Source organism: Bacillus nitratireducens (assembly GCF_036320425.1).
Taxonomy (GTDB): domain Bacteria; phylum Bacillota; class Bacilli; order Bacillales; family Bacillaceae_G; genus Bacillus_A; species Bacillus_A nitratireducens.
Genome location: NZ_JAUMJO010000009.1, coordinates 131,445 through 153,440, shown reverse-complemented (window position 1 = coordinate 153,440; position 21,996 = coordinate 131,445). Strand labels below are relative to the sequence as shown.

20 protein-coding genes and 5 pseudogenes are annotated in these 21,996 nt (G+C 32.6%); 3 read left to right on the top strand and 22 right to left on the bottom strand.

Translation table 11 applies throughout. From position 1 onward, the window contains the following. Positions 1-378: 378 nt before the first annotated feature. The 18 genes and pseudogenes from Q3V31_RS26235 to Q3V31_RS26155 all read right to left on the bottom strand — a co-directional run. The gene (locus Q3V31_RS26235) at positions 379-1,335 is read right to left on the bottom strand and encodes a CBASS cGAMP-activated phospholipase (RefSeq protein ID WP_329767493.1); all 957 of its coding nucleotides are present in this window, start codon (positions 1,333-1,335) and stop codon (positions 379-381) included. Between the two features lie 15 nt (positions 1,336-1,350). Continuing rightward, positions 1,351-1,752, bottom strand: coding sequence for a type II CBASS E2 protein (locus Q3V31_RS31100; RefSeq protein ID WP_098631855.1), 402 nt, complete (start codon positions 1,750-1,752; stop codon positions 1,351-1,353). Beyond that, on the bottom strand, positions 1,739-2,779 hold the full coding sequence (locus Q3V31_RS26230; protein WP_329767492.1) for an SMODS domain-containing nucleotidyltransferase: 1,041 nt from the start codon (positions 2,777-2,779) through the stop codon (positions 1,739-1,741). The genes Q3V31_RS31100 and Q3V31_RS26230 overlap by 14 nt, the downstream gene beginning before the upstream one ends. A gap of 203 nt (positions 2,780-2,982) precedes the next feature. Next, positions 2,983-3,342 carry a class Ib ribonucleoside-diphosphate reductase assembly flavoprotein NrdI gene (gene nrdI, locus Q3V31_RS26225; RefSeq protein ID WP_329767491.1) on the bottom strand — a complete coding sequence of 120 codons (360 nt, stop codon included), beginning with the start codon at positions 3,340-3,342 and terminating at the stop codon, positions 2,983-2,985. 658 nt (positions 3,343-4,000) lie between these two features. After that, the gene (locus Q3V31_RS26220; RefSeq protein ID WP_329767490.1) at positions 4,001-4,525 is read right to left on the bottom strand and encodes a DinB family protein; all 525 of its coding nucleotides are present in this window, start codon (positions 4,523-4,525) and stop codon (positions 4,001-4,003) included. 101 nt (positions 4,526-4,626) lie between these two features. Further along, a complete protein-coding gene (locus Q3V31_RS26215; RefSeq protein WP_090814602.1) occupies positions 4,627-5,172 on the bottom strand; it encodes a GNAT family N-acetyltransferase in 546 nt (181 codons plus the stop codon). A 1,478-nt stretch (positions 5,173-6,650) separates the two neighbouring features. Then, the gene (locus Q3V31_RS26210) at positions 6,651-7,655 is read right to left on the bottom strand and encodes a hypothetical protein (protein WP_000345154.1); all 1,005 of its coding nucleotides are present in this window, start codon (positions 7,653-7,655) and stop codon (positions 6,651-6,653) included. Beyond that, on the bottom strand, positions 7,645-8,220 hold the full coding sequence (locus Q3V31_RS26205; RefSeq protein ID WP_001002328.1) for a sigma-70 family RNA polymerase sigma factor: 576 nt from the start codon (positions 8,218-8,220) through the stop codon (positions 7,645-7,647). Before Q3V31_RS26205 ends, Q3V31_RS26210 begins: the two co-directional genes overlap by 11 nt. A gap of 442 nt (positions 8,221-8,662) precedes the next feature. Further along, positions 8,663-9,400 carry a DUF2812 domain-containing protein gene (locus Q3V31_RS26200; RefSeq protein WP_098435411.1) on the bottom strand — a complete coding sequence of 246 codons (738 nt, stop codon included), beginning with the start codon at positions 9,398-9,400 and terminating at the stop codon, positions 8,663-8,665. Further along, on the bottom strand, positions 9,397-9,714 hold the full coding sequence (locus tag Q3V31_RS26195) for a PadR family transcriptional regulator (protein WP_046956610.1): 318 nt from the start codon (positions 9,712-9,714) through the stop codon (positions 9,397-9,399). Before Q3V31_RS26195 ends, Q3V31_RS26200 begins: the two co-directional genes overlap by 4 nt. 1,037 nt (positions 9,715-10,751) lie before the next feature. Beyond that, the gene (gene vanY / locus Q3V31_RS26190; protein ID WP_329767489.1) at positions 10,752-11,612 is read right to left on the bottom strand and encodes a VanY-A/VanY-F/VanY-M family D-Ala-D-Ala carboxypeptidase; all 861 of its coding nucleotides are present in this window, start codon (positions 11,610-11,612) and stop codon (positions 10,752-10,754) included. Between the two features lie 82 nt (positions 11,613-11,694). Continuing rightward, positions 11,695-12,804 carry a sensor histidine kinase gene (locus Q3V31_RS26185; RefSeq protein WP_329767488.1) on the bottom strand — a complete coding sequence of 370 codons (1,110 nt, stop codon included), beginning with the start codon at positions 12,802-12,804 and terminating at the stop codon, positions 11,695-11,697. Next, positions 12,797-13,495, bottom strand: a complete 699-nt coding sequence (locus Q3V31_RS26180) for a response regulator transcription factor (RefSeq protein ID WP_098767921.1) — start codon at positions 13,493-13,495, stop codon at positions 12,797-12,799. Before Q3V31_RS26180 ends, Q3V31_RS26185 begins: the two co-directional genes overlap by 8 nt. An 863-nt stretch (positions 13,496-14,358) precedes the next feature. Continuing rightward, a complete protein-coding gene (locus Q3V31_RS26175; protein ID WP_329767487.1) occupies positions 14,359-15,072 on the bottom strand; it encodes a M15 family metallopeptidase in 714 nt (237 codons plus the stop codon). 107 nt (positions 15,073-15,179) lie between these two features. Then, positions 15,180-15,455: pseudogene (locus Q3V31_RS26170) on the bottom strand (D-alanyl-D-alanine carboxypeptidase); the annotation flags it as partial. Positions 15,456-15,679: 224 nt separating this feature from the next. Further along, positions 15,680-16,245 (bottom strand): annotated as a pseudogene (locus Q3V31_RS26165) (N-acetylmuramoyl-L-alanine amidase family protein); the annotation flags it as partial. Between the two features lie 2 nt (positions 16,246-16,247). Beyond that, positions 16,248-16,519, bottom strand: a pseudogene (locus Q3V31_RS26160) (D-Ala-D-Ala carboxypeptidase VanY); the annotation flags it as partial. 83 nt (positions 16,520-16,602) lie between these two features. Next, positions 16,603-16,788: pseudogene (locus Q3V31_RS26155) on the bottom strand (ATP-binding protein); the annotation flags it as partial. Between the two features lies 1 nt (position 16,789). On the opposite strand from Q3V31_RS26155, the pseudogene Q3V31_RS26150 reads away from it, so the two are divergent. Continuing rightward, positions 16,790-16,958: pseudogene (locus Q3V31_RS26150) on the top strand (IS4 family transposase); the annotation flags it as partial. 337 nt (positions 16,959-17,295) lie between these two features. Beyond that, positions 17,296-17,766 (top strand): NUDIX hydrolase, encoded by a 471-nt coding sequence (locus tag Q3V31_RS26145; RefSeq protein WP_329767486.1) that lies wholly within the window; start codon positions 17,296-17,298, stop codon positions 17,764-17,766. Positions 17,767-18,462: 696 nt separating this feature from the next. Here the strand turns inward: Q3V31_RS26145 and Q3V31_RS26140 are convergent. The 4 genes from Q3V31_RS26140 to Q3V31_RS26125 are packed head-to-tail and all read right to left on the bottom strand — an operon-like array spanning position 18,463 to position 21,093. Beyond that, positions 18,463-18,852, bottom strand: coding sequence for a hypothetical protein (locus tag Q3V31_RS26140; RefSeq protein ID WP_090814598.1), 390 nt, complete (start codon positions 18,850-18,852; stop codon positions 18,463-18,465). Between the two features lie 24 nt (positions 18,853-18,876). Further along, a complete protein-coding gene (locus Q3V31_RS26135; RefSeq protein ID WP_245749818.1) occupies positions 18,877-20,442 on the bottom strand; it encodes an EndoU domain-containing protein in 1,566 nt (521 codons plus the stop codon). Between the two features lie 4 nt (positions 20,443-20,446). Then, positions 20,447-20,797, bottom strand: a complete 351-nt coding sequence (locus Q3V31_RS26130; protein ID WP_090814597.1) for a DUF3958 family protein — start codon at positions 20,795-20,797, stop codon at positions 20,447-20,449. Continuing rightward, on the bottom strand, positions 20,794-21,093 hold the full coding sequence (locus tag Q3V31_RS26125) for a TIGR04197 family type VII secretion effector (RefSeq protein WP_090814596.1): 300 nt from the start codon (positions 21,091-21,093) through the stop codon (positions 20,794-20,796). The genes Q3V31_RS26130 and Q3V31_RS26125 overlap by 4 nt, the downstream gene beginning before the upstream one ends. Positions 21,094-21,476: 383 nt before the next feature. On the opposite strand from Q3V31_RS26125, the gene Q3V31_RS26120 reads away from it, so the two are divergent. Then, entirely contained in the window at positions 21,477-21,926 is a 450-nt protein-coding gene (locus tag Q3V31_RS26120) for a GNAT family N-acetyltransferase (protein WP_090814594.1), read from the top strand. Positions 21,927-21,996 lie beyond the last annotated feature (70 nt).

The window sequence follows — 21,996 nt, the reverse complement described above, 5'->3', positions numbered from 1 at the left end:
ATCTCCTTCTCTTGATGTTGTATACTACATATTATATCAAAAGTGTACCAAAAGGTGTCTGTTTTTTAGATACGTTCCAAAATTTAATTTTTGAGGTTTTGGGACTGATATTTCATGTGGTTTGTACCGTCCCAAAAGGTGTACCTTTTGGGACGTTTTTATAAAACAACTATTCAATTATTTATCCAGGGTTAACAGTTAAACCAATAGCAATTTTGAAACAATAAAAAAGCTATCTAATTTTTAGATAGCTTTTGATTTAATAACTATGTAGAATGCCTAGATGGTTATATAATATCCAGGATTAACTTACGTGATTTGAATAACTCCTCTTTAGGGAGATGAATTACCGTATACACAATTCAACTTTAAACTTTTTTATTCACTAAAGAATTGAGTGCGGATGTTACCTTTTTCAAAGGAATCTAGAAACTTTTGATTTGCCTCATGTTGTAGTCTTGCTAGAATATTAGATTCCGTATTATCTAACTTGTAATTTACACCTGTTTCAAAATCTATACGGGATAATCGATTACCGATTAAGTAACAAGCTGTATAAAATGCACCCTTGGATTGTGCTTGCATTGTAAAATCAACTAAGTTTGTTCCCCATGATACCATGCCACCTCTTATAGCATGTTTGTTATCAACCTCATATAAACTTGTTCCAGTTCCAATAGAGAGAACTTTAATTTGATCCAATGAATAGCCCAACTTAACAGCTTCAGCAATGGCAACTAATACAGGATTATTTGCCCATAATCCCCCGTCAATTTTACATTCATTATCATCTATAACCGCTGCAGGTAGATAAATCGGTGCGGCAGATGTTGCTAAAGCTATTTTCCATATTTCAATATTACCATCTTTAATAAAATGTGGATGGTGGGGTGTTTTGTATACTTTCGGACTAGCTTTTTGATGCTCAATTGAAGGTATACAAACCATAGTATTAACTTCTTTTAGTAGTTTGTCCCCAAAAGTTTCTTGTAACACCTGAATTAATCCATCATTTCCATAGTGGGAATCTTTAGAGATAGGAAGTATAGTTCTTCTGTTCCCAAATATATCCTTACCTCTCTTAAGATATAATTCCAAAATGTCTTTGGCTGAAATGCCATTTGCTAATCCTAATGCAATTATTCCCCCTGTAGAAGTTCCAGCGATTAAATCAAAATATTGATAAATTGGTTTGCCTACCTGCTCTTCGATGTCAGATAAGTATTTTGCTGGGAATACTCCTTTCATACCCCCTCCATCAATAGCAAGTATTTTAAATTCATTCTCTTTACGTGGTGTCCATTTATTATTTTTTACGCTTTCCCAGTCAATCAATCTATTAATTCCTCCTTAATTGTCATTTCTTATAAGAGTATGAGGTGCTTCTGGTCCCCACCAAATACCATCTTCTAACCATTTTTCATAATAATAAAGCCATTCCGCTGTCCAAGGAATTATCGTATCCGCGATAAATAGGGAATCGTTATAGCTATTATCATTGGGATAATAAAGGCAAAGTGATCCGTCGCCATAAAGGTGAGGGACTTCTCTATGAATACAAGGTTCTATAATAAAAACTTTTGGGCTAAATCTTTTATAAATAATCTTAACAGTATAAAAAGATGATGAAGAGGTGGGTCTTAACCTACCTATCCAATATCCTTCCTTAAAGTATTTAAAGGACGGAAAACACTGCTGGATTTTTAGACACTGTTTGGGAATAGATAAGTATCGCTTTCTAAATTTTTTCATGATCCGCATTTACACCAAAGAAACGATGCTCTTTGATTACTGATCCTTGGTTGTTTTGATTCAGTATACCATCACTATTAACAAACACAGAGCCTGCCGCTACTGCAGATGCCATTTTCGCAGCTTCTGGAAGTTCTGACGGGAATTTTTTAGCACCGAAAATCTCTTGCCATTTTATAATACTAGCTTCCTTATTTGACTCTTCAAGGGCCTCAAGACTTTGTTGGTGTAATTTGTCTAATTTATTCTTAAAAATGCGACATTTATTAACAGTCCAATCCCTAGCCAGATTCTCGTCTTCTAAAGAAGGATTGCATATTTGAATTACTTCATCGTCTTCTTTATCTTCAATTAATGCATTTAACTTAATCACCATATTTTTCGTTGTTTCTACAAGTGTTTCAGCATAAGAGCTTTTTGCGATCATATAATGTCCAATTAATGTTGTAAGTAAAATGGATTTTGGTGCTGTACTACTACTGACATTTTGGTCACGCCAATACTTTAGTATTTTGACTGTAGAGCGGAATTTTTCATCATGTTTGATGTGTTTTTTGTCACACCATTTTTTAAAGCCTGCTGGATTAGTTTTTACCCAGTCATCTTCTTTTTTAGAAGGAATTAGAATGGAATCACCATAAGTTGTTCGAGCGGGAACAATATCAACATGAAAATCTCCAGCATAATTAATTTGAATGCACCGATCTTTTGTTTTGATTTTGTCTTCATATGCTTTTTTAGTTTTTACACGTTCAACAACCCAGTTGAAAAATTCTTTTGAATCATCCTTTTTCACATCTAATAGAAGAATAACATCTACATCAAATTCACCATCATCAGATGGACGAATAGCTGTCTTGGTAGCATAGGAACCCTGTGAATAAAAATCTTTGAATTTTTCACTAAGTTCTTCATCTGTACTTAAAAGTTCTTCCCATGTTACTAAAGCGCTATTTATTCTTTCTTTTCGGCCTTTGTTTAAACTTAAATTACTAATAAATAGTTTGAAATATGATGTTAATTTCAAATGTTAGTCCTCCTTTTTTTATAATATATTTCAGCAATATTTTGTTCTTTACGTAATACCAGTCCATCTTGATAAGGATTTAGACTTTTTAGTGTGCAAATTCATAAAATTTCATAATTGCGCTCTAAAAAGTCTAAAACACGTTCTGGTACATTGCCAAAATCTGTTGTATACGTAATATTTGCGTGATTTCATTATTCAGTTCAATGTGTCGCAATCTCCCGCACACTTTCCTTAAAATATTCTACATCGTTATTTGTTCCAGATAACTCAAATTTTGATACAATAGGCACTTCATATTTAGCAGAAATTTTGTCAGCACTTGCACCGAACATGTCTCCCCAGTTACGATTGCCGCTTGCAGATACGCCTTTTAATTTTTCATAATTGCGCTCTAAAAAGTCTAAAACACGTTCTGGTACATTGCCAAAACCTGTTGTATACGTAATAAGAATAAAGTCTTCATCTAATACTAGAGCTTCATCAATTTGAACGGCCGGCATATTTAATTTGTGGATGAAACGCTTCACGTTTCCTGTCATAGAATCATATGCAACTAACATTTCCGACCCTCCCTCTCCAATCTATATTCTCTGTATGTCGTTTCTTGTTTTCTCTATATATTGTATTACGTTTCAAAATAAGACACAAGATATATGTATATAATCTTTATTTTTTAACTTTTACTTTTCGACATAATCGTCGTTTTTTTTAATACAAAGACTATGAAACAACATTCTAAAACTCATGTCAATAAAGTGCTTTTCAAAAAAGTGGTCAACGCATTTAACCTCATTTTAAAAAAATTAACAATATTTATTGTCATAAAACAGTAAATGCTGGAGGGATATATTTCTCCAGCATCACGCAAAAAAGAACAGACATGAAGTGATAATCTGTTCTAACAAACGATTACATTTATCAATTTAACCTTATTAAATATTATACATATACTTTCGTTGCTCGTTACGTACTAAAAGATAACTATTATAGAAAAAGATTATTATTATGGAGTTTCAATTTATGTATGAAAAGTTTATTCAGGGTGTTCAACACGAAAAATACCTTTTACAAATATATAATGTAAATTCTCTTCTTTATCAATTATCGTGTATACAAGAGCTACAAGGGGTACCGCCAGCATTTCGGAAAAAAACACGCTAAGCAAAAAAACTAGCCCCTGAAAAAAAGGCTAGTTAACGTAAAATTCGTTGTCGGAAGTTAAATATTCTCTTGTTTTTCCCTATATATTTTTTTTAGCAAGCTAATGTGAGCTTGATGATAACGATTATGATCAGCTATATGCCATATTCCCCATCTAATTGTTGCCTGTTTTCCATTTTCGTATGAAACAACTTGATTTAAATCATCTTCAGATAACCTTGTACATTCTAAATGAAACATCTCTTGCACTCTATCATATGCTTTTATTAATTCATTAATAGATACATTATTTACTGAAGGAAGTTTTCCATTTGGATTAATCATTGGACCATAATCTAATTGGATATTTGTAGGTATAGGTTCATTCTTTAATCGATATACCCAGTGTAAATCTACTACTGATAAGTGTTTTAATAATTGACCTATACTGTTTAGATTTTCAGATGGTCCTTTATAATCCAGTTCTTCTTGTGTTATATCTGATACTAATATATTTAATCTTTTGTATGTATCCTTAACTGTTGCATATAAAAGAGCAACTGTTGGATGCATTTCTTTATCCATTTCTAAATCCATTAACATGATTATTTCCCCTTTTTAACAAGATTTTACCATAAATTTATGTTGTATATCCTATACATGTAGAGTTAACATAACGTCTCATTATTGGAAGTGAACTGAGCTTATACATCCAAACTGTTGATGATAGCTAATATTTGATGATCTGTCCATTTGCCATTAATCTTTACATTTTCTTTAGCTATACCTTCTTTTTTAAACCCTACTTTTTCTAATACACGAATAGATGCTATATTGTCAGGCATAGCTCCTGCTTCAATTCTATGTAGTTTTAATTCTCTAAAAGCAAAGTCTACAACAAGTTGAAGAGCCTCTGTTGTATAGCCCCTTGAATTATGCTCCCTATCTAAGGTAAATCCCGTATAACAGCTTTGGACAGGACCTCTAGCAATTTGAGTTAATGAAATGTCTCCAATAAGTTCATCAGTTGCTTTTAAAAAGATTCCAAAAGCGTATACTTGGCCTTTATCTTTCTTTTTTAATGCCCGTTCAATTCTTATTTTTTGATGTTCTTCTGTATAAAAGACTTTTGGGAGTAATGGACAAACTCGTTGAAAAAATTCGCGATTTCTAGTATGTAAGTTAGCTAACTCGCTCGCGTCAGAAATTTTGTAAAGTCGAAGATATATTTGCTGTCCTACTAGTTTCATAAAAAACCTCCGATATCCTTTTAATACAACTTTATTCTCGTCAAATCTTATAAATTCCTTTTGTATTATTCTATACATCATTTTATACATTCCTATCCTGGCGTGAGTTTTAAGGTTCTCGTTTGTTACTGGATTAGCCGAAAAACTGTATATAATCTTGCATGCTCTTATCGTAGTTTTTTTCCGAAATGTTAGCGGTATCCCTAATAACATTTACTATCCGTCAATCCGAAGAACAAAAAGAACTCGTAGGAATCCTACAAGTTCTTTTTAGTTTCAGGTGAATATACGGGACAAACAAACTATCATCATAGAAACTACAGGGGTAATGCTTTGACAAGTTTATTATATAACAAAAATTAACATCCATAGATTTTAATTTTGAAAATTATGTGAATTAAGAAAGCAGAATGGTATATCATTTTCTCTACCTAAAAAATCCATTTTGTTGTTTTGTATAAATAACTTTAAATTAATATCTACATCATAATAAATTAGTAAAATTATAAGTATAGGTAAATAGAGAAGAATATAGCATTCTTATAGAAAGACCTATTTTTATATTTAGGATTAATTAACTATAAGAAAATGAATTTCATGTTATCGATACATATAATTCTTAAATAGACGCAAACCACTGACAAGAGAATCCTTATAACAAGACAAGGATTCTGCAACAGGAAAGAACAACTTAGTAAAGGCGTACCACCCACATTGTAAAGAAAATATACGCTAAGCAAAAAATACAATAAGCTGTCCATATGGACAGCTTATTTACATAAAATCCGTTATCAGGGGTCTAATTCTTGTCTAAATATATAAATATGTAATATTGCATATAAGAATGTATTGATAAAAATGTAAGCGCTTACTATAATAAAAGCATAAAGATAAATCACATCTTAGCATCAACAACAGAGGAGGAAATAATATGACAATCGCAATGGCAGTTTTAAAATTTGTAGGTGCAGCACTTCCATTAGTTCAAGAACTTTTAAAAGCATTTATGTAAGTTCATTATTTAGCAATTATTTATAAAAATTATCATACAAATGATCTGTATATCAAAGATGAATTGATGTGCAGATCATTTGTGTGAGCAAAGTCACTTTAGCATTATGAAGGGACTTTTTTTAATTTCTACATACTTGAGGTTCCATCACATCAACATCAAATTAAAGCACTTTAAAAAAATTTAAAAGTGCTTTTTATTTATTATAAATATGAATGTAAACTTTTGAATATTAGTTTACATTCAAATTGCCGAAAACATTGACTTTTCACCAATTCCCCTCATATCCTCAATTTATATAACAAAAGTATACATTCAAAATACCAAAAATAAAAACGTTTCAAGAATCATCTCCTATTCATGAATCAAGTAACAACTATGGATATATTCGGGATGTTTTTATAATATAATTCGTCAAACTCTTGCTATTACTTCAAGAAATGTAGTCGATAAAGGAAAAATAATCCTATTGTTTTACAATTGAAAGCAATACTTTTTCAAGTTCTTTTTGGGATAGTATACTACTATTAATATATACTTGATACGCACTTTTCCCTTCTTTTTCTGGAACAACTAGTTTCATTCCTTTTATCTTACCAGATCGATATTTTCCAAAGCTAATGGAATATCCTTCAAGGGTATAATCAGTTACTGTATCAAAAGTGAATTTTTTACTATTGGTAAAAGGACCTATTTCATCTACGATATAGTCGTGATTAGTAGTCTCAATGTCAGATTGCACGATTGTGAATCCTTGTTCAGCAGTAGATTTTGTTTTATCCGATTCACTATTTTTATATCTCATTACCACAACCGGTTTAGGTGTCCCTACTGTGGCTTGTGCTTTAGCCATTGTTTCTTCTAATACATACCCTGCAGGGAGATACGTAGGACGCTTAATTGGAAAAACGGCCAATTTTTGTGCTTCTTCTAAAGTGTAAGTGAAACTGGCGTTTATCTTTTCTTGATACACGTTTAATTCTGACGTGATTTTTTCCGCTTTTTTGTGTTCTTCTGGCGTAAGGGAATTGTATCGATCCATGTCCGTGTGTCGTTCTCCATTTTCTACAACACTAATTCTCTTCATATAATTGAAATCTTCTTTTAATAAAGCTGTATAACGTTCCAACTCTTCTTTTGTAAAGATTTGTTTCGCCACTTCAAGACTTTTGTTCAAGCTTTCATATCCTTCTTTAGAAGTACCCGTCTTTTGTTTTGCTTCCTCAGAAGTACCAATTATTTTCTCTAATAATGATGGTAAATTAGGACCTGCAAAAACCCCTGTAGGCACAAGAACCGCGGCTGCAACTATAGCTGTTATGAACCGTTTTTTCATATGAGTTCTCCTTTTCATTTTTTCTTGTCTATATGCTTGAAAAGAAGCTGATACCCTTGTTTGTAATTCTTTCGAAGGTTGCATATTTTTTGCTGCTTTCTTCAAGTCATTATGTAATTGTTTTTCAAAATCCATTAGCTTGGTTCTCCTTTCCAATCGGCAAATTCTCCATCTCTTTTCGTAATTTCTTTAATGCTGTATATAATCGAGATTTTACCGTACCAAGAGGGATTCCAATGAGCAATGTAATCTCATCCAAGCTGTATTCATGAAAATACCGCATAATCACCACTTCACGATGCTTGTACGATAATTTGTTTACTAATTCCAATAACTCACTACGTGTTTCCATATGCAGAACCCCTTCATCTGTTATATAAAAAGGTTCCTGTCGAAATGCCTTTTTCCGCTCTAAAATACGAAATCTACGCCAAGCCTTCCTTCTCCAGTCTTTTACTTGACATACAATCAGACCGTGCAGCCAAAATCGAAACGAACGATTATAATCGTAATTCGATAGTGATTTCCACATATGAATGTACACTTCATTCACAATATCATCTATGTCTTGCTTATCGACTATAAGAAATGCTACAGTTCGATATACATCTTTACAAGTAGCGTCATAAATGTATTGAAAGGCTTTTTGGTCACCGGTAACCATTTGTTGAAGCCATTTCTTTAATTCAATTTCATTCACTCTAAGGGCCCCCTCTATTTCCTGCAAAACAGCTTTCATATCTATATTCGCTCGATAGTTAAAAAAAGTTCATTTTTATTAAAAATATTTTCTGAATTTCATATATAACATATATATGATGAATACTTCACTCATTTGAAGTTACCATAACTCCACTTATCGGTATTCAATGTATCTAGAAAAAACCCCTCCAGTTTACTTGCTGAGGGGGTTTCGTATTTACATAATTATAGTTATAGGAAGCTAATTTTTAATATTAGAGAAAACTCCTCCCCGAACGGAGAGGAGTTTTCTTTTTTCAACAATGCAAAAACTCCATTTTGAAAAAAGATTGATCAAAATGGAGTTAATCTTTCTAACTGAGTATTAGATTTTATAAAAAAGTTTGATCAATTAAATGAGCCTTATTCAACTAAAGCCTCTGTTAGCTCAATAACAATGCCTAAACTTTATTATTCGATTCCTTAAGCTTTCTCTCCCCCATTTTATGATAAAGAGACATGATAGCCCAAATAGCAGTTGGAAGTGCTATTGCTCCAATGATCATAGACGCAAGAATGTTAATTGCACTGCCATCGACATACAACAATATAAAAACAGCTATTAAGAAGATAAGGACTGATATAGTTTTCAAAAGATTAACTAATCCATTTTTTTCTTTTACCTTCCATTTGTTATTGTATGTTGCGATTACAGTCATAGCTGTTGGAATGGCAATGACTGTGAAAATAACTGCTATTGCAAATAGTATTGATTGTAATGTGCCCGAGCTTATTATTGCCACAACCCATGCGAGTACTGTTATTAAAACGAACGGAATGGCAAAATAATTCATAGAACGGGCTGAATTTTCATACTTTTCAACGGATGTGTCACGGTCACTATAAATCGGTTTTGTATTAGGTTGTGCTCGAAATAAATGAATATCTCCTTCTGAGGCAATATGCGACCATCCAGAAGATGAAAAAAAGTCAAAGTATTCTTCTTCTTCATCCTCTTTTAATGAACGATAATCTACACTGTAGATATAATCTGAGCTTTCCCCTTTTTTTAGCGTATATCCCATAAACTTAAAATCACTGATATGCCATCCCTTCAAAGAAAATCGGCGTAATTTTTCCATATCCTTATCCTCAGAAAAAGCTAACCCACCTGACATAATATACTTTGTTTGTCTCATTCTTCACCCTCCTTCAATCCAGTTTCTGCTAATTTAATCATCAGTTTTCTTATCTTCACATCTTCTTCTAATACTTCTCTGCCCTTGTCAGTAAGCAGATATGTTTTACGCCTTGAATCCGACCCATCATACAAATAAATCCACTCTTGTTTTAATAACTTTTTTATAATCGTGTACATTGAAGCAGGTCCTATAGTAATTGCACCATTTGTTGTTTCTTCAATTAAGCTCATAATTGCGTAACCATGCCTTGGTTTAATTAAAGCAGCCATAATATAAAACATTGAATCCGTTAATTGCTCCGTTTTCTTCAATCCATCACCTTCTATATCCTTTTAAGATATATCATAATGTGATACATCTATCTAAGAACAATATATCATGATGTGATATATGTGTCTAGAGTTATATCATAATTTGATATTTGTCCTTTATAATCAAAAAAGAACCCTTACAATGGGCTCTTCGTTAAATTTTCAAATACATGATGTTCTTTTCCATTATCCTTCTATAACTAAACTGCTTCGTTAGTTTAAGTACAGTTTTTTACAAGATAAACATCAATTTTAACATAAATGTCCAATAAAAAAATCATCTCAAAGAATAACTCAAGAGATAATTTTTATCAAACTTTATTTCAAATTATCAATCTTTATTTTAAACGATCAATCTTTTTTACAAAGTTACAGTAATAACTATAAGGTTTTTAAGACCAACTAGTGGGGTACAGCCGAGATACGTGTGAAAATAGGTCATAGGATTACTTTTATTTCCAGATAAAACTTGTGGAGCTTATAAATATTGTTTCGTCTATTTTTATTAAGTAATTTGTTTATTATCGGTTAACCCTAATCATTCATTAGTTAGCTACTGAAAATAATTTGTTTCAATTGTATGATTAGGGTGTATGATACTTAGTTTAAAAATTATAGAGAAAACCCCGATTTGATTATGTTTGAAAATAAAAGTAAGCCTATGACTCAAAATTACATGTATCTTGGCTGTACCCCTATATTTACCTTTAACAGTACAATTTTTTCATTTTGGGGATACTTCAAAATGTTAAGTTGATGGGCATGTATGGTGACCCCATGTCCATCAACTTTAGGAAATAAGTTACCCTCAAAACTATAAAAATAAACTTCGGTGCTATAAAATCACAAAATTTCCATTTAGGGGGTACTTTAAAACCTTAGCTTGATGGGAATGTATGGTGACCCCATGCCCATCAACTTAAGAATCCTCTCTACTTCGTCATAAAGTTTTTATGTCTAAAGATAAAATAAAAAAGCCTTACCACTCAAATGTTTGAAAGTTAATGATATGGGCTTAATTTATAAAGTGTAAACTACTATTGATGAACCGTCACAATTACTCCGTCCATATTGTTCCCTGAAATTTCATAATGCTGATTTATCGGGACATTAATGGTCGTATTGTTTGAAACTTTATAATAAGAAACTTTATACTCTTTCCCCTCAGCATTAGTTGAAATCTCCTTTTTTTCCTTCAGGAAATCTAAGTATTCTTCTAAAGTAAATTTCTTTTCTTGCATGATTGCGCTATGAGGTAAACCGACGTAACGTATATGCCATGGCTCATATTGAATGCCTGTAATGTTACTCTTATTTTTCGGGTAGCGTAACACAAAACCGTGCTTCCACACATTTTCTTCAATCCATTTTCCTTCAGGAGCTTTCTCCATTTTCGTTTGAGTTGATCCAACGTCCAGTGATAACCCTAAATTATGTTCACTATATCCTGCTGGGAGTGCATAATCAGAGCCCATTTCTTCATATAACTGTCTTTGCTCTTGAAAATCCCGATAGCCACTACTAATCAAAAAATGATTAACATTTTCTTTTCCTGCCGCATCTATAACGTTCAAAAACTTTTTCACAATATCCTTTGATAAGCGAATATTTCTATCCAATACACCATAGCCTCTTACTAATTCACTATTTTGAGCTACATTTATAATATCAGACCTAACACTATCTTTCTTAACTGAATAATTTTTGTTAACTAATAATAAATCCCCTTTATAAATTTGTTCTTCTGTAACCTCTATCTTTTTAGTATTTGCAGCTTTTTCCTTATCATCTTTTTCTGCAATTTTAACATCTATCTCCTTTTGAAATGATGGTGATATATAAAAGCCTACACAGACTGTACATAATAAAAAAAGAGAAATAAATACCCACTTTTTCATTTCTAGTTCCTCCTTAACGTAACTTACGTATAGAATAGAAAAAACTATTTAAATAAAAAGTGGGGTAAAGTTTAAATTTTTATTAAATTTCCGCAGTCTCTTCTTTCGGTAATCTCACTTCAAATACAGTTCGAATTACATTACTTTCAGCAGTGATTGTCCCATTATGCTGCTCGACAATATTTTTTGCAATAAATAACCCAAGGCCTGTACCACCTTTCTGCTCCGTTCTAGCTTTATCACCTGTATAAAACACATCAAAAAGATACGGTAACTCCTCTTCTGGAATGCTATCTCCGTAATTTATAATTTGTACAACTACCTCTTCACTCTCAATATATCCGTTCACATCAACAAACTTTCCATCATACCCATAGCGAATCGCATTCGTTAAAAGATTTTCAAATACTCGGGCTAATAATTTCCCGTCACCGTTAATAGGTAAATGAGGATCCATATTCAATCTCGCCTCTAAATCTTTTTTTTCTAATAACGGATACAATTCTTCATCTAACTGTATAATCAATTCACTTATATTAATCGGTCTTTTTTCAAGCTGCAACATCCCATAATTCATTCTCGTGATTTCAAATAATTCATCAATCAAACTTTCCAGTCTTTCGGATTTCGTAAAAGCAATTGTGGAAAAATGTTTAATTTGTTCCTTTGTCAAATTCTCATCTTTAAGAATTAAATCTAAATAACCTAAAACGGATGTTAACGGCGTTCTTAAATCGTGAGCTAAGTTAACAATGAGCTGATCCTTACTATTTTCCGCAAAATCTCCTCGTTCAACTGCTTCTTTTAATTTCTCACTCGCAACATTAATTTCGCGGGCGATATATCCAAACTCATCATTGGATGAAACACGAACTTGATTTGTAAAATCACCGTTTGCAAGATGATGAATCCCATTGGAAATCTCATCAAAATACTTTAAATACGGTCTAGTAAGGAAGTAGAAAAACATAATGGATAGAGGGATAAATATAATTAAAAAGAAATTAATATCCCCAATTTGCCTTATCATTGAACGAAATTGAGCTAAGGGATCCTCCGCATAACGAACTGCTGAATTATAATAGAGGCGTAATCCCTCATACATCATATACGTTACGCCAGCAGCTAATATCATGCTTAACGCAAATAGCATAACCATCTCCGAACGAAAACCTCTGATCTTTTTATCCATTGAAAGTATACCCTACTCCCCAAACTGTTTTTATTAACTTATTCTTTCTTTTATCTTCCCCAAGCTTTTTCCGCAACGTACGAATGTGTACCATAACTGTATTCCCACCTTCAAAATAATCATCTGCCCATACTTGCTTAAATATATTTTCCACACTGTACACTTTCTTCGGCTGACTCGCTAATAAGTATAAAATATCAAATTCCTTTGGCGTTAACCCAATTTGTTCTCCGTACACATTTACTGTTCTTTGCTCACGGTCAATAACAACTCCGCCTACTTCTAAATCGGATTTATTCTCCACTACTTTCGGCTGATTTAACGTAAGAAATCGGCGTAGCTGTGCATTTACACGCGCAACTAATTCAATTGGGGTGAAAGGTTTCGTCATATAATCATCCGCGCCTAGTACAAGACCTGTCACTTTGTCTAAATCAGACGTTTTCGCACTTAAGAAAATGATTGGCATATGATGTTTCGCACGAATCCGCCTCGTCACTTCATATCCATCCATTTTTGGCATCATAATATCTAACACAACTAAGTCGATTGACTGAGACTGAATAACGCGAATCGCCTCTTTCCCATCAGCCGCTTTCACAACATGATACCCTTCTTTTTCTAAATGTATCGTAATTAAATCAGCAATTTCCACTTCGTCATCAGCTATTAAAATTGAAATTCGATTCATTTTACCCCACTCCTATATCATTTCGTTTCTATTCTATTAGCGTTCTAAAAAATTTGCTCATTATATATTTTCATACACACGATTTTATACTAGTCCACTCTGCTTGTACAATAGGGAGATTCAGTCGAGATACGTGTAAAACTGGATCATAGTACTAGGGAATCTAACTTCCAGTTTAGTGATTTCATCATAAATGCCCTTTAGCTTAAGATATTTTAATACCCAAAAGTACTTAAAAACCTTTATTTTTTCTAAACAAGCTAAATTAGAAAGGATGGCATTTTTTATCTGTCTGTTTCTATATCTGACGAGATTTTGCTAGAAATATTAGTTTTGTGCAACGGACCAGTAAGTATTAAGTAAAAGATTTAGTCGCCTTATGTGTATGAGTGAACGAATTGTCGCTACAACTCCTATAACCCGGTTATATAACTGTTTATGCAAAAAAGACTCCACATGTAGTATGTAAGGAGATTAACTTATGGGTTATTTAAAAATAGTAGGTGGGGAATATTTGACGCTTCCATAAATAAAAAAGAATCTAGTTTAAATTAGATTCTGAATGTATCTAGGGGTTCAGCCGAGATACGTGTAAAACTAGGTCATAGAAATACATTATTTACCAATAAGTGTTTTTCGATGTTATTTGTAACATAATCGGTCGTTTTTGTTACGTTTTATATTTAAAAATATGAAATATCTTAACCGTTGAATTAGCTGTAACAAAATCAAAAATAATCCGTAACATTATTAATGAAATACCTTTTTGTTACACTAAATCCTGATAATGGAAATAGAATGCAGTATGTGACCCGAAATTACATGTATCTCGGTCGAACCCCTATGTAAGGGGGATAAACAGTTTAATCTATTATGTTCAGATATTCTTCTAAGGTAATGTTTTTTTCATAAATATCTTTAGCAATTTCACCAACATATCGAATATGCCATGGTTCATATGAATAACCCGTAATGTGTTCTTTTCCTTTTAAATAACGAATAATAAAACCGGCACGATGAGCATTATTTTTTAACCAGGTTCCTTCAGCTGTGTTAGCAAATTGAGTTTCTAATGTATTATTGACACTATCCGCAGAAACATCTATCGTTAACCCTGTTTGATGTTCACTATGCCCTGGCTTTGCAGAAACTTTATCAGCTTGTAACTGACCTTGCGTCTCTACATTTCGCCTATAGACACTTTGTTGATATTTTTCAGAGCGAAAACCAGATATGGCATGTAATACTATTCCATCTTGTTTTGCTAAGAAAAATAATTTTTCCAGAGCAATAGCAGATTCTTTTCGCATATAATTTTTCTCTAGAATTTCATCAAATGAAAACTTAACATTGGGCACAATTAAATCATTAGGTCTATAATTACTTGGAAGTTTTCTATGCTTATTCACTACCACATCCACAGCATCTGGAAAGGTAATAGTTATAACCCCCCCATCACCACTTTGAATGTTCTCTTTACTTTTAGCAATATCAAATATACTTGGGAGAAAATTACATATGCACAGGAAAAGTAAAAAATTCACCCCTACTAAGCCGCCTATTAATTTTCTATTCATTTTATCTACTCCTTATAGATACCACTTTTATAACCTGTTTCGTATTGTGATGTAACGATCTAATAAATTGCCGGGAGGTTTTTATATAATTTCACTTTAACTATTTATTATAATTTCAAAATACATTTTACAGATTCAAAAAAAGGTATATAAACTTTATGAAACCCATATGAAAATAATTTTTTTGTTTCTATAAATCGCTTGGCATCTACACTGGTTCCCATGACAACAGAAATCATTCTTCTTTCACCTTGTTTTGCTGTTCCTGTAAAACAATAGCCTGCTTCATCTGTAAATCCCGTTTTTAAACCATCGATTCCTTGAAAATGCAATTTATTACTAGATGTATAGAGCATCTTATTTGTGATTTTTAAAGTTGTACCATTAAAATATTTAGGCTTGATTAATAGATTTATTATGTTTAATCTTGCCTTTACAATAAACAGATTAATAGAGAAAGATAAAATGCAGATGATGTCGAAATTAATAAAGAAATACACTATCCTGTAGACAAGAGGAAGATTTTCACTCTAAAGAATGCAACTCTTTCTATTTATATTATTGAAAGAATTGTATCTTTTCATTAATTGATTAATTACAAACAAGTTCATGCTGTAAAATATCCAATAATCCCATCAACAATACCTTTTTTGATTTTGTTTGGAATTCTTCTGAATTCATTCGTTTCTCATCACTTTCATTCGAAGTAAATCCTAACTCAATTAAAACAGCTGGAGTTGAATTCTCCCTTAAAATAAGATAATCACTACCTTTAACGCCTCTATTTCGAGCATCTACATCTTGATTGAAAATAGCTTTTTGTATGCTCTTTGCTAATTTCTTATCTGACCATTTATTCGCTCCATAATGAGTTGTTATTCCTTGCACACTCGTATCTTCAAAAGCATCATGATGAATGCTAATGTAAAGATCTGCTGAATGATTTTTAGCTATATTTACCCGTGCTTGTAATTCTTCTTTTTGCTTCGTCTCTGATAATAAGCTAGTATCCTTTTCACGTGTCAAAATGACTTTCGCATCCGTTCTCTCTTCTAACTCTTTTTTTATATTTTGGGATACTTTTAAATTAAGATCTTTTTCTATTGTTCCATATTTCTTTCCCTTTGTTCCTCTGTCTTCCCCGCCATGACCAGGGTCAATTACAATTGTTTTCCATAGCCTCTTACTAACTCTTTATTTTGAAATAAATTTATAATATCGGATTTTATGCTATCTTTCTGAACTGGATAATCTTGATTAACTAGTAATAGATCACCTTTATAAAATTGCTTTTTTGTAATTTCTTTCTTTTCGGTATGCGTAGAAGCTACCTTATCATCTTTTTCCACTCTCTTAACCTCTACGCCATTTTGGAATAATGGTACTATATAAATACCAGCACATACTGTGCACAATATAAAAAGCAAAAAAATACCCACTTTTTCATTTCTAGTTTTCTCCTTAACCTTACTTACGTATAGGATAGAAAAAACTATTTAAATAAAAAGTGGGGTAAAGTTAAAATTTTTATTAAATTTCCACAATCCCTTCTTTCGGTAACCTCACTTCAAATACAGTTCGAATTACATTACTTTCAGCAGTGATTGTCCCATTATGCTGCTCGACAATATTTTTTGCAATAAATAACCCAAGGCCTGTACCACCTTTCTGCTTCGTTCTAGCTTTATCACCTGTATAAAACATATCGAAAAGATACGAATGCTTTAATAATGGTGCAATTAAGAAACAATGGGAATACATAAAAATTGATGTGAAACAGATTTTAAACCAACTACAGCCCGGAGAAGCATTTGAATTAAAACATGCTTATATTGGTGATAAACAACAACTGTTTGCACGTGTTATTTTTAATCGATTAACAGGGGTAGTACCACATGCCCATCAACTTAAGAAATTGGTTGTTCCCCAAAACGAAAAAAATAAGTTAAATTCTCATAAATAACTGTAAAATAAAATTTTACGTTTTTTGGAGACTTCAAAGTATTAGCTTGATGGACATTGGTACTAACTCTAGAAGGAATGAGTTTTTTTACTACTGATAATGAGACGTTATGTTAACCACACATGTATACGCTATACACTGTTTCTTATTCAACTAAATGACAGATCAGTTAAATAAGGAAAAATATAACTCTTATTACCATTTCACTCCATCTTTATATATAATTAATTTGTATTTTTTATATAAATAGGGGGAAATTTATGGCTACAAATAAGGACTACATCCGTTATATTCGGGAAAAAGTAGGGCACGATTTAATATTTCTTAATTTTGCTGGAGGTATTGTTTATAACGAACGAAATGAAATCCTTTTACAAAAACGGGGAGATAGAAACGAGTGGGGTCTTCCAGGTGGTGCTATGGAACTTGGAGAATCTCTTGAAGAAACCGCTAAACGAGAAATACTTGAGGAGACAGGATTAATTGTTGAGGTTGAACATCTTATAGGTGTCTACTCTAAATATTCTGGTGAGTATCCGAACGGAGATAAAGCTCAGACTATCGTTCATTGTTTTCAATGCAAGCCAATTGGCGGGGAACTTACAGTAGATGGTATTGAGACTTTAGATTTAAAATACTTCCCAATAGACCAAATACCGAAATTATTCACAAAACTACACGAAGATGCCTTAGAAGATTGGCTTTCCAAAAGAAAAGGTGTATTTAGATAAAAACACTTTCAAATTAATTATCCATAATCTTTAACTAACGGGCGCTTTAATTGAGCAAGAAACTAAAAACTTTTAACTTCCGCTTTCGAATTTTACGTCAACTAGCACCTCTTACAGGGGCTAGTTTTTTAGTTTTTTTTGATCTTGTCCTTGGGTCTTCCTTGTTTTTGGGTGGAATGGTGAAGGCTGGGGTGAAGCGAAGCGAGGGGATAGCCCCTAAATATGCGTAAATACATATCATAAAAGATAAATAATAAGAACGAATGGACTAGTGGTTCGGCTGGTACAATTGCCTGTCCAAGTCGAGCAACTTAACCCCGTTTTTGGTCTGTTCGGCTTGGCGAAAGCTAAAAACCAGCCGAAAAAAGTTTTGCAAGGAGGAAGCAATACTACCTGTTCCTTGCGGAACTTTTAGCCCTTATATAGAGAGTAAGAAGAGAAGGACTTTAAAAAGTTTTAAAAAAGTTGATATATCAGTAGTTTTAGAGATTTTTGTGTATCCCCAAAAAGAGACACACAAAATAACAACAAAAAAAGGACTTGAAAAATCAAGTCCTAGAATAATTTATTAGGTAAATTCTTTAATATAGTAGCCTTATGTTAACTAGTGGTGTATAGGATATTCACCTTTTGATGTTACTTAATCTGTGTTGAAAATATTCTCTTTACTCTCAGAATCTAACAAAATAGACAAGTTTATAAATTAAATCCTATTTTCACTTCTAATAACAGCTTATTTAACTCAGATTTTTCGTCTGGATTATCCTTTATAATAGCCGAAACTCTGTTAATCAAATAATCATAAAATTCATTAAAAGTTAAGTAGACTTGAGTATCTCTATCAGCAGCGGGATAGTCCATTTCTAATATCACATGAGAATCATCTATGGGCTTCGAAAGCTGTGCTAAATCAAAATCATCAAAATCATATTTAAAAAGAACTGCCACAAATTCTTCTCCATATCCTCTTTTTTGAGAAAAGCATCTTAAAGCTTTCTTAAATTGTTTGTCATTTACTACTGAAAAATACGTCAACATTAATTTATCAATTGTTGGTTTATCAGTAACAATAATATACTCACTCATTATTTTCCTCCTAAAAATCTAAAGTTAGTTTAACATTGGATAAAAGTTTTTAATATTCCCTTCTGAATCAAGAAACCCTTTGAATTCTAACCCATTAGAAGATGTACCTATCACAGTTCTTCCATCGGCTTGAATTGTTCCATTTTGCATTGCATTTTTTCCCCATTCAAACATTTGCGCATCTGAAACTACTTTTGGATCATAAACTGTCTTCGGCGTATAAATATCTTTGTATGTTATAGGTTTAGCAATATTTCCTGCCATATCTTTACGTGGAATCCTATACTCAATTTCGTACACACCATTAATTGTAGGATGAGATTTCTTTGTTATTATTAAATCTTCAAAGTTTACATCCTTTGGAGCTAAGGTTCTTCTAAATTCATCTAGATTATGACCACCACTTACTCCCCTTTTTGCATTTACTTTTTCAACATTTTTCAGATGATTTTCGGCATTATCACCAAATTTAAAGTTGTTAACCACGCTGGCTTTCCCAACATTTTCGACTTTGCCAACTTTGTCAAGCAACCCTGCCTCTTTTAATATTTTCTCTTCTTTTTCAGTTAATTCTACACCTTTTAAAAGTTTGTTCCCACCCTTTAACTCTTTTGCTATATTTTCTAACTTCTTAGTAGGAAGGACTGATAAAACTAGCATTCCAGCTGCTTCCGTTCTACTGCTTTTTTCCTCTGACAGCCAATCTTTACCGGTTGCTGATTTATAAATGTCATTAATGAATACAAAATCACCTATGAAATGAGCGCTTTCTTTGAAAGATTCCTTATCAAACATCCACTTAAGTTCCTTCGTTTTATCCTCATCAAAAACACCATCAACATACACATTATAATGTGTATGTTCTCCTACAGAACCCTTATTTACCTTTTCAGCTCGTACCTCTATTTTAGGTTCATGACGTTCTACATAATCCTTCCATTTGTCTTGAATGCCTTTTGTCCAAATTAATGCCTCTGGACTTGGAATCGTAAAAGTACCACTTGAAGCATTCCATGCTGTTTTAGTTTGAGCTAATCCTTGATTAACTGCTTGCTGTAAAGAGGCGATTTCTGAAAATATATGAGGAGAACTAGCGTTAAAAGCTATCAACTTTTGTAATTTTTCTTCTAACTTTTTCTTAACATCACGATACATATGAATGAGCATTGAATTAGCTGATAATTGGGCTGTTTTCATACCAACAAGATCTGGTACATTAAGCGACATTAGATTACTTTGAATGTTCTCTGCCTGTAATAACATCGAATTGACCTGATTAATTTTTGCTTCTAACTCTGCTTGTTTCAAATCACCACTATCGACTTCAGCAACATATGTCTCCGGAAACTTCTTAACCGCACGTTCGACTGCTTCAGTTAAAAGTATACCTGCTTGTGCAAGAGGGTATAAGACCGAAGAAAAATATTTCTTTGCTGAATCATATGCTTGTCCCGTTAAAAAAGGACTGTTCATGGTAAAATCATTGATCGCTTTTTGTAATTGTTCATATCCTTGAATCTGTTGTTTACATATATTACTTGCGCTCGATGCTTGCCTCTGAGAAGCTGAAACATACATGTTAATACTCATATGTTTACTCCTTCTCAGCTAATGAAGCTCTTCTTTTTTCAGATGCTACATCACTCAACTTATTTTCAACAATTTTATATCGAGCCTTTAACTTTCGTTCTCCTTCGTCTACGTAATTCATAATTTTTTTGGATTCCCTTGAAAATTCACTCATTGTCGTTTCATAAAAAGTACGCTCATCATTTTTATAAAATAGATGTCTCAGTTGATCCATTACACGCTGGGAGTTCCTAAAGTGATCATCATATATATCTTTTACTTGTTTTATTTGTCTTATTTCTTTTGCCATTGTTTCTTCTTGTTCCATTAGTTTTTGTTCTTTTTGATGCAATTTTTCCCATTCTGTTTGTGTCATGAATTCAACCCTCCCATTCGGTTAAATACAGTTTGACTCGCCAATTGGTCTAATGCTTCAAAATTCTCTGCCACACTATGTAGATTGTTGGCCGCTGTAGCAATAGCAAGCGCAATTTGTTTCGTTGTCTCTTGTGCAATCTGAATCGCTTCTTGTGCATTCGTATTGCCAGCAACCGTTGTTTGTGTATCTGCCTCACTTGATATTGAAGAAGATTGAATCATCATGTCTGTAGCACTTTTTAAAGCGGTCGCTTTCTGTTGCGCCCCACTTAAATCACTTTTAATATCAGGCAATGTATTACCTCCTCAGTGTGAAAAAAATCAATTAAGTATATCAAAATGAAACGAGAAAACATCAAAATGTCTTGCATTAGATACATAACATATGTTTCCCCTTGTTTTTGGGTGTGAGTGCTGGCTAGTCGTGTGGGGGCTAAACCCCACGATTTTAACGTAACTAGATATGGCAAGAGCTGATTGATTGGATCGATAGATATAAGCGGTTCGGCTGGTACAATTGCTAGTCCAAGTCGAGCAATTTAACCCCGTTTTTGGTCTGTTCGGCTTGGCGAAAGCTAAAAACCAGCCGAAAATAAGAGCCAGCAAATGAAATTTATATTACCTAATGCTTAAAACTACTTCCTATATCGAAATTTATGTAAACAAAGGAGAAAAATATGATTAAACAAGCTAGTGAAAATGATCTGAATGAAATTCTAGCAAAATCAGATAATGCTCTATACGAAGGAACAGTCAAGACTTTTAAACCTACACAAAAACGAGTAAAAGAAATTGTACAAACAACATTAGAACAAGGAGCATACTACTTAGTACTTAAAGACGATGACAATCTAAATGATGACTTAAAGGGATGGATTCTAATTGGCAGTAGTAAAGATTATTTTTCACAAGAGAGTGTAGGATTCATTTACGAATTATACGTTTTACCAGAGTATCGTGGTCTAAAGCTTTCAAAGAAATTGATGAAAGCAGGATTAGATGAATTGTCTTTAAAAGGACATAAAGAAATACGATTAAATGTTCATGCAATGAACTTTGCAAGAGAACTATATAAAGAATTTGGTTTTGTAGATCGGCAGATTTCCATGAGTTTAACCTATAAATAAGGAACTTCCAATAACAATTGATTATGTGAACGAAAAATCCCTTCAGAAGATTCGAAGGGACTTTTTTTAG